The sequence below is a fragment of the Pseudomonas sp. K5002 genome (assembly GCF_013386655.1).
Taxonomy (GTDB): Bacteria; Pseudomonadota; Gammaproteobacteria; order Pseudomonadales; family Pseudomonadaceae; genus Aquipseudomonas.
In genome coordinates this window covers 361-1,062 of record NZ_JACARK010001203.1, presented here as the reverse complement: position 1 = coordinate 1,062, position 702 = coordinate 361, and the positions used below count along the sequence as shown (strand labels likewise).

The following is a 702-nucleotide window of genomic DNA, read 5'->3' as shown; positions in this document are numbered from 1 at the left end:
TGCTCGGCGGGTTTGCCGGGCGCTTCGTCACCGGTGTGATGACCGAGTACGTCGGCTGGCGTGAAGCCTTCGAGCTGTTGGCAGTGTTGAGCCTGATGGTGGGCGGGTTTATCCAGTTCCTGCTGCCGGGCAATCCGCCCCGAGTTGCGCGACCTTCAACCACCTGGACCGATGTGCTCGGCACGCCGTTGCTGGCAGCCTACGCCGTAGGATTTTGCGTGCTGTTCTCCCAAGTGGCGACGTTTACCTACGCTGGCCTTTACCTCAGCCAAGCCCCGTTCGACCTTGGCCCGGCGGCGCTGGGCACGATCTATATGGTGTTCCTGCTGGCCCTGGTGGTCATTCCCGTTGCCGGGCGCCTGAGCAAATCCCGCCCGCAATCCGAACTGCTGACGGCGGCTGCGGTGCTTGGCGTTTGTGGCTCGGGCCTGACCTTGCTGCCATCCCTGTGGTGCATCGTATTGGGCCTGGCCCTCAGCTCCACGGGCGTGTTCCTCGCCCAGGCCGCCGCCAGCGCCTTCACCACCGCCACCGCTCGCCACAACAAGGCCGGCGCCGTGGGCCTGTACCTCACCTGCTATTACCTGGGCGGCAGCTTCGGCGCCATCGTCCCGGCGCTGATCTGGGGGCGTTGGGGTTGGGTGGGGTGTGTGGCGCTGATCATCGGTTTCCAGCTACTGTCGTTGCTGATCGCCCTGGCGG

Annotated in this window: 1 protein-coding gene; it reads left to right on the top strand. The window is 65.7% G+C overall.

All coding sequences use genetic code 11. The features are described 5' to 3' along the window. Window positions 1-702 (top strand): MFS transporter (locus HX846_RS34915; RefSeq protein WP_256740306.1); only part of this gene is annotated, 702 nt, incomplete at both ends.